Annotated in this window: 3 protein-coding genes; all 3 read left to right on the top strand. The window is 69.9% G+C overall.

All coding sequences use genetic code 11. The features are described from left to right. The first annotated feature begins 122 nt into the window (after positions 1-122). On the top strand, positions 123-6647 hold the full coding sequence (locus ABZ070_RS33315) for an RHS repeat-associated core domain-containing protein (protein ID WP_356639443.1): 6525 nt from the start codon (positions 123-125) through the stop codon (positions 6645-6647). Between the two features lie 30 nt (positions 6648-6677). Next, a complete protein-coding gene (locus ABZ070_RS33310; protein WP_356639441.1) occupies positions 6678-7748 on the top strand; it encodes a hypothetical protein in 1071 nt (356 codons plus the stop codon). 402 nt (positions 7749-8150) lie between these two features. Next, positions 8151-8385, top strand: a 235-nt coding sequence (locus tag ABZ070_RS33305) for a hypothetical protein (RefSeq protein ID WP_356639439.1), incomplete at its 3' end; no start/stop codon positions are given.

Here is an 8385-nt window from a genome sequence, read left to right as displayed (position 1 = left end):
CGAAGGCCGCGGCGGTCGACATCAGGGGCGAGCCCTGCAGCCGCGCCGCCCAGCGGGCCCGCACCGGCACCTTCGGGTTTCTTCCAAAAAATCAGGGGTGGGCTGTACTGATGTCATCAGGCATGCGTAAATCCGGCAGACGGTCCGGGCCGGTACGCCGGCACACGGGCCGTTTGCTGATCTCCTCTCTGGCGTTGGCGATAGCCGCGCCGTTCGGCCTCGCGCCGTCCGCGTCGGCCGACGACCGTGCCGAGGGACTCGGCCGGCCGGATGTGCCGGAGCAGCGTGTCAGCAAGGTCAGAGCGATCGACGGTCCCGGCGCGAAGAAGGCCAGGGACAGGGTCGCCAAGGAGAAGAAGACCAACGCGGACCAGGCCGAACGGGCCGAGGCCGAGCGGCACGTCAGCTGGCCGAAGTCCGGCACCGCGACCGTCAAGGTCGGCGGGCGGGCCGCGGCGACCGCCAAGGCCGGCGGCGTACCGGTGACGGTCGCGGAGGCCAGGACCGACCGCAGGAGCGGCGCGAAAGCGGCCGCCGGTGCGAAAGCCCCGACGGCGGCAGGCGAGGTCCGCGTCACCGTCCTGGACCAGAAGGCAGCAGGCCGGGCCGGAGTCACCGGCGTCCTGCTGACAGCGGCGGCTGACAGTGCGGGTCCGGCACAGGTCACTGTCGACTACAGCGGCTTCGCCGGCGCCGTCGGTGGCGGCTGGGCGCAGCGGCTGCGGTTGGTGCAGCTGCCCGCCTGTGTGCTGACGACCCCCGAGAAGCCCGAATGCCGCGAGCAGACGCCCCTGAAGTCGGACAACGACATCCTGGGCCAGTCCGTCTCGGCGTCCGTCGCACTGCCCCGGTCGGCGGACACCGCCGGGATGTCGACGCAGCTGGCCCGGGCCGCGGTAGCCTCCGGCGCCGCGGTGCTCGCCGTCACGGCGGACGGCTCGGGCGAGTCGCCCGCGGGCACCGGTGACTACTCGGCGACCGAGCTGAAGGAGTCCTCCTCCTGGGAGGCGGGCGGCAGCTCGGGCTCCTTCACCTGGTCGTACGACTTCACGCTGCCGGAGGCCGCGGCCGGGCCGGCGCCCGAGCTGTCGCTGTCCTACGACTCCGGCAGCGTCGACGGCCGCACCGCCACCACCAACAACCAGAGCACGTCGGTCGGTGAGGGCTTCGGAATCACCGAGTCGTACATCGAGCGCTCGTACGGCCGGTGCGACGACGACGGCCACGACGAGATCTACGACAGCTGCTGGAAGTACGACAACGCCTCGCTGATGCTGAACGGCAAGTCGTCCCGGCTGGTGAAGGACGCCTCCGGCGAGTGGCGGCTCGAGGGGGACGACGCGTCCAAGGTGACGCGCTCCACCGGGGCCGACAACGGCGACGACAACGGCGAGCACTGGACCGTCGTCACCGGTGACGGCACGAAGTACGTCTTCGGCCTGGACAAGCTGGCCGGTGCAACCGATCAGCGCACCAACTCGGCCTGGACCGCCCCGGTCTTCGGTGACGACTCCGGCGAACCCGGCTACTCGGAGGGCAGCAGCTTCGCCGACCGGTCCCTGACCCAGGCCTGGCGGTGGAACCTCGACTACGTCGTGGACACGCACGGCAACGCCGCCACCTACTGGTACGCCAAGGAGACCAACTACTACAAGAAGAACAAGGCGACCAAGGCGAGCGCCTCCTACGTCCGCGGCGGCCACCTCAAGGAGATCAAGTACGGTCTGCGCGAGGGTGCGCTGTTCACGGACGACGCCGACGCCAAGGTCACCTTCACGTACGCCGAGCGCTGCACTGCCTCGGACTGCTCGTCGCTGACGAAGGACACCTCCGACAACTGGCCGGACGTCCCCTTCAACGCCATCTGCTCCAAGGACGACGACGAGTGCAACGCCTCGGCGCCCTCCTTCTTCAGCCGCAAGCGGCTGACGGGTGTCGACACCCATGTGTGGTCCGCCGCGGCATCCGCGTACCAGGCCGTCGACTCCTGGAAACTGGCCCAGCAGTACCTCGACGGCGGCGACATCGGTGACACCTCGGACCAGGTTCTGACGCTCAAGTCGCTCCAGCGAACGGGCCGGACCGGGACGGACATCACCCTCGACCCCATCTCGTTCACGTACCAGATGCGCCCGAACCGGGTCGACGCGACGGATGACATCCTTCCGCTGACCCGTCCCCGTATCTCGACGATCACGTCCGAGACCGGCGGCATCACCACCGTCACGCTCTCCTCGCCCGAGTGCGTACGCAGTGCGGTGATCGGTGCGGCCGAGGACACCAACACCCGCAACTGCTACCCGCAGTACTGGAACATCAACGGCGCCGAGGAGGCGTCGGTCGACTGGTTCCACAAGTACCGGGTCCTGGCGGTCACCCTCTCGGACCCGGCGGGCCAGAACGACGTCGTCGAGAACGAGTACGTGTACGGCGGTGCCGCCTGGCGGTACAGCGACGAGCCGATGACGCCCAAGGACGAGCGGACCTGGTCCGACTGGCGCGGCTACCGCGAGGTGACCGTCCTGGGCGGCGCCAAGGACACCACCCGTTCCAAGAGCGTCTCCCTGTACATGCAGGGAATGGACGGCGACAAGAAGAAGGACGGCACCACCCGTTCCGTGACCGTCGCCCCGCTCGCCGCGCCGGACCTCGGCGTGGCGTCCGTCACCGACAGCGAGCAGTACGGCGGCACGCTGCGCCAGAAGGTCACGTACAACGGCTCCACGGCGATCAGCGCCACGGTCAACGACCCCTGGTCCAAGGAGACCGCGCGGCAGGACGTCCCGGACGCGGGCGACCGCGTCGCGCGGTTCGTCCGGACCAAGAAGACGACCGACTACACCTATCTGACCGTCCCGAAGACATGGCGCTCCACCGCCGTCGAGACCGCGTTCGACGCGTACGGCATGGAGAGCAGCAAGACCGAGCACGGCGACGTCGCCAAGAGCGGTGACGAGACCTGCACCCGCACCTGGTACGCGCGCAACGCGGGTGAGGGCATCACCAGTCTCGTCTCCCGCACCCGCACGGTGGCCGAGGCGTGCTCGGTCGCCGAGAAGGACCTGAGCCTGCCGGCGAACTCCGCGACCCGCGGGGACGTGGTCTCCGACACCGCCACCGTCTACGACAAGACCGGTGTCACCGGCTGGACCGCGGACCAGACACCGACGGACGGCGCGGCGACCTGGGAGGGCCGGGCCACCGGCTACCCGGCCTCCGTCGACGCCGGCGGTGAGCGCCACCCCGCGGGCTGGCAGACCACGGAGGTCACCACCTACGACAGCCTGGGCCGGCCCCTGACCACGAAGGACGCCAAGGGACAGGTCTCCAGCACCGCCTACACCCCGGCCGCCGCCGGTCCGCTGACCAAGACGATCACGACCGACGCGGCCGGCCACAAGGGCCTCAGCAACATCGACCCGCTGCGCGGCCAGCCGGTCACCACGTACGACAAGAACCTCAAGAAGACCGAACTGACCTACGACGGCCTGGGCCGCCTGACAGCCGTCTGGCAGCCCAACCGGAGCAAGGCCGCCGGCCTTTCACCGAACAAGAAGTTCTCCTACGGCATCTCCAACGACAAGCCGTCCGCGGTGGGCACCTCCACGCTGAACGCCGACGGCGAGACGTACTCCACCGAGTACAAGATCTACGACGCGCTGCTGCGCCCGCTCCAGACGCAGGCGCCGAGTCCGCTCGGCGGCCGACTGCTGACCGACACCCGGTACGACAGCCGGGGCAAGACCTACGAGACCTTCACCGACATCTTCGACGACACCACCGGCCCCAACGGCACCTACACCCGTGCCGAATACGGTGAGGCGCCCAAGCAGTCGGCCGTCGTCTTCGACGGCGCCGGACGCGAGATCAGCAACTCGCTGCTCACGTACGGCGTGAAGAAGTGGACGAAGACCACCACCTACACCGGTGACTCGACCGCGACGGCCGACGTGGCCGGCGGCGTGGGTAAGCGCACCATCACCGACGCGCGCGGCCGTACGGTCGAGACCCGCGAGTACGCGGGCCCCGACCCGGCGGACGTCCAGTACGGCGGCGGGATCGGTGCCGCCCACACCGCCGAGAAGTTCGCCTACGCGCCCGACGGCAAGAAGACCTCCGTCACCGGGCCCGACGGCGCCCAGTGGACCTACGGCTACGACCTGTTCGGCCGTGAGACCGCGGTCGGCGACCCGGACAAGGGCGCGACGTCCAACACGTACGACGTGCTCGACCGGGTCGTGAAGACCACGGACGCGCGCGGCAAGTCCATCCTCACCGACTACGACACGCTGGGCCGGGTCATCGGCACCTGGGCGGGTTCGAAGACCGACGACAACCAGCTCACGGCGCGCACCTACGACACCGTCCTCAAGGGCAAGCCCGGCGCGACGATCCGCTACGTGGGCGGCAAGAACGGCGCCGCCTACACCAGCACGGTCGTCGAGTACGACACCCTGTCCTCCCCGGTCAGGACCAGACTGGAGCTTCCGGCCTCCGACCCCCTCGTCAAGGCGGGCGCCCCGTCGGTCATCGAGTACGGCAGCCAGTACGGGCTCGACGGAACGGTCAAGAACACCGAGGAGCCGGCGCTCGGCGGTCTCCCGTCGGAGATCATCGACTTCGACTACACGCCGACCGGCCAGGTCACCTCGATCAGCGGAGCGACCGGATACCTGCTCGACGCCGACTACTCGGCGACGGGCCAGGCCCAACAGCTCGTCCTGGGCACGGCGAACACCGAGGCCCACAAGAAGGTGTACGTCACCAACACCTACGAGGAGGGCACCGGACGGCTGACCCGCAGCCATGTCACGGACCAGACACACCCGTACATGCTGCAGGACCTCAACTTCTCCTACGACCAGACCGGGAACGTCACGTCCATCGCGGACCCGACGCTGCTCGGCGGCCAGAGCCAGGCGGAGACCCAGTGCTTCGCCTACGACGGCCACCGGCGTCTGACGGAGGCGTGGACGCCCGCCTCGCAGGACTGCGCCACCACACGCAGCGCGAGCAGCCTGTCGGGCCCGGCGCCCTACTGGACCGGCTACACCTACAACGCCGCCGGCCAGCGGGTAACGGAGGCCAAGCACACCTCCGGCGGGACCACGACCGACACCTACTGCTACACCGGCACGCGGAAGCACGCGCTCACCGGCATCAGCACCGCCGGCAACTGCGGTGCTGTGAACCGCTCCTACGCCCACGACGCCACCGGCAACACCACCAAGCGTCCGGGCGACAAGGGCGAGCAGAACCTGACGTGGTCGGAGGAGGGCAAGCTCGCCAAGCTCACCGAGGGCACGCAGTCGACGGACTACATCTACGACCCCGACGGCGGTCTGCTCATCCGCAACACCTCGGGCGGCGAGCGCGTCCTGTACGCGGGCGTCACCGAGCTGCACCTGCGTGCCGACGGCACCACGTGGGCGCAGCGCACCTACCAGTCGGACGGCCTGGCCGTCGCGGTGCGCAGCAACGAGACCGGGCAGAACAAGCTCCACTACCTGACCGGTGATCACCACGGCACGCAGAACCTGGCGATCGCCTCCGACGGTACGCAGGCGTTCAGCAAGCGCCGCATGTCGCCGTTCGGCGACACCCGGGGTGGCACCCTCGGCGACTGGCCGACGGACAAGGGCTTCCTGGGCAAGACGGTCGACTCGTCGACCGGTCTGACCCATGTGGCAGCCCGTGAGTACGACCCGGGAATCGGCCAGTTCATCAGTGTCGACCCGAAGTTCAGCACCGAGCAGCACCAGTCGCTGAACGGCTACTCCTACGCCAACAACAACCCGACGACGCTCTCCGACGCGACCGGCCTGGCCGTGCCCGAGTGCCTCCAGGGTCTGATCGAGTGCCGTGGCGGCATCCCGGTCAGCAGCGGTGGCAAGGGCAAGGGCAAGGGAAGCGGCGGTGGCGGTGGCGGCGGCGGCGGCGGTGGCGGCGGTGGCGGTGGCGGCGGTGGCGGTGGCACCGTCGGTACCAGCTACACCTGGCAGGACTCCGTGTACGACGGCGGCTGGCAGGGCCCGGTGTCGTACGGCTTCCTCTACACCGAGGACGCCGCCTCCCGCCGGGCGGCATACCAGCTGGCGGACGGGCTGGCCCGCCAGAACGCCCTGCGCATGGCCGATGTCTACGGCTGGAACACCGCGGCCCGGTACGCCGTCGACGAGCGCAACGCCCTGAGGTCCTTCTACCGCAGCCCGATGGACGACTGGCTGCTGCCGAAGAAGCGCGGGGCGCGTGACTTCCCGACGTACGAGTTCATGAGGGACAAGCGAGGCAAGAGCGACCGCCAGATCGTCGAGAGTTCGGCGAAGACCAACCCCAAGGTCAACGCGATCAACCAGACCACCAAGTGGGCCGGCCGCGGCCTCCTGGGACTCGATGTGGGTGTCGGCGTCTACAACGTCGCGACCGCTCCCGAGGGTCAGAAGGTGCAGACCGCAGCACGTGAGACCGGCGGTATCGTCGGTGGCCTGGCAGGGGCGAAGGCGGGCGCGACGCTCGGCGTTGCGATCGGCGCCTTCGGCGGTCCCGCCGGCGCCGCCATCGGCGGTGTGGTCGGCGGTGTCGTGGGCGGAATCGCCGGCAGCACCGTCGGACGGAAGATCGGCGACTGGGTCGGAGGGTTGTTCTAGCCAGTGGCACCGATGTCACAGGGAGCCCCGGTGTCCGCGATCATCGCGGACACCGGGGGGCTCGCCTTCGCTGAAGTAACGGACGGCGCCGTGCGCCGTCTCCACCCCATCCCTTGGGAACTCACCACCGACCGTTCCGCTGTCGCCGCGGCGGCCACGCTCCACGGGGGCGGTCTCAGCATCGTGGCCCGTATCGCGGCGAGCAACGTGCCGTTGCTGATCGGCTCCGCGGACGGGACCGACCTGCGTCCGGCTCCCGGCATCCCGGGTGCGCAGGCTCACGCCGACGTGCACGGCGTGAGCCGGGACGGCACGGTTCTGGCCACGGCCGAGCGCAGGACGGCGCACGGCTACCGGCACTCGGCGCACTTCCTGCGCCCGGAGGCGGCCACGTGGTCCGATCTGGAGGTACCGGACACGTTTCGACTGCTGCACGTGGTCGGGTCCGACGGTGACACGGTGTACCTCACCGGTGGAGCCGAGGACGCTTCCGAGGCGACGGACCGTGAGCAGAAGCCGGCCCTCTTCGCGGCCGACCTCTCCAAGGGCGTCGTCACGGAGGTGGGACTGCCCGTCTCGGGCCCGGCTGTCCCCCTGCGGGACAGGCTGCGCTGGAACAGCTGCGACCCTGCCTTCGGGCTTCTGGGCCGCGGCACGTTCCACCGGAACGTCCTCGTCACCTCGTCGTCCCACGGGCACGCCTTCGAGTACGAGGTGTTGCACGCGGTCGACCGTGCGAGTGGGCTGTGGGCCACGGCCCGGCTCCGGCGGGACGACCATCTGGCAGAACAGTGGGTGGCCGCGGACAGAACCGTCCACGGGCTCACCGGCTTCGGGGACCTGTGGACCTCGGACGCAGGCGGGGCGTGGCGGCACACGGACTTCCGTGACCGTCTGACGCGAGTGCTCGGCAGCAACACCAAGAGCATCGGCCTGCAGGCCGCGGCCTTCACCGGGGACCGGCTGTTGCTGGCCACGACGCAGGCCGTGGTCGAGTGCGCCGCCGACGGGACCGACCTCCGGATCCTGTGCCGGCGCGACGAAGGAGCGCCCCGCGTTCTGTCGTTCCTGCGGCCTCCGGCCGGGACGTTGCCAGGCTGATCCGCGGGTGCGATGCGGCCGGTCACCGGGGCGATGCCCCGGTGACCGGCCGCTGTGCGTTGGCCGTTGCTCCGGCGCGTGATGTTCGTCATAGACCGGAGAACGAGCAAGGTCACTCTGCGTACAGGTGCCGAGCGGCAGCCTCGGGAGTGGCGCATACCGGGCGGCCCAAATGGGATCAAGATCGCAGTAATCAGCCGCCGTCAGGGCCGCCTCCGTGGCCGAGAACAGGCCGCCCCCGTGCTGAGCCCCTCCGTCCGTCGCGGGGGGTGACCTCGCGCCGCCGGAGCGGCGGGGCGCGGCAGTCGGGCATCACTTGACGCGGACATGAGGCTCACGTTTGACTCGCCGCCCGTTGTGACCCTTACGTGATGACGGGGTGGGGATTTGGAAACGAAAAGAATGCCTCTGCGTGCCCGAAGACATCTGGTGCGCGGCGCCGCGATGACCGTGTCCGCGCTGCTGGCGGCAGTGGTGCTGCCCGTGAACGCCGCTTCGGCCGCTCCCGCGGCCGGAAACGCCGCCAGGCCGGCGGCAGGGGGCGCGGGGCAGGACGAGGGGCGGAGGGCTCTCGCGGAGGCGAAGAGGTCGGGTGAGCGGGTCGAGGTGGCGGGGGAGCGGTCGGAGCGTACGACTG

Origin of the sequence: Streptomyces sp. NPDC006283 (assembly GCF_040613325.1) — a bacterium.
GTDB lineage: Bacteria > Actinomycetota > Actinomycetes > Streptomycetales > Streptomycetaceae > Streptomyces.
This window is presented reverse-complemented; position numbering and strand designations above follow the sequence as displayed.

Bases quoted from the DNA above. Each gene is read 5' to 3' on its own strand.
- ABZ070_RS33315 (WP_356639443.1), top strand. From the start codon at position 123: ATGCGTAAATCCGGCAGACGGTCCGGGCCGGTACGCCGGCACACGGGC.